This is a genomic window from Arthrobacter sp. SIMBA_036 (assembly GCF_046535135.1).
Classification (GTDB): Bacteria; Actinomycetota; Actinomycetes; order Actinomycetales; family Micrococcaceae; genus Arthrobacter.
In genome coordinates this window covers 1-229 of sequence record NZ_JAWRXG010000504.1, presented here as the reverse complement: position 1 = coordinate 229, position 229 = coordinate 1, and the positions used below count along the sequence as shown (strand labels likewise).

Here is a 229-nt window from a genome sequence, read left to right as displayed (position 1 = left end):
CCAGAGTGTGTTCAGAACGCTGTCTTGTGCTGCTCAATGTATCAGCTAATGCTTCGGTACCGTGATCTAAACGAGAAATGACCGCAGTCATGGCACTATCTTTAAGCTCCAGCTCATAAAGCAAAGCACCCATAGCAGAACTATCGGCATAGATACTCTGTTGAATAGGAGCGTGAGCACCGTCCAGAGACTGCATTTGATCCGAATATTTAGCGCCCGGGGTCGTTAA

At 47.6% G+C, this 229-nt stretch carries 1 protein-coding gene; it reads right to left on the bottom strand.

All coding sequences use genetic code 11. The annotated features are described in order from the left end of the window. On the bottom strand, nucleotides 1-196 hold a 196-nt coding region (locus SB659_RS20670), incomplete at its 3' end, for a hypothetical protein (RefSeq protein WP_410551801.1). Nucleotides 197-229 lie beyond the last annotated feature (33 nt).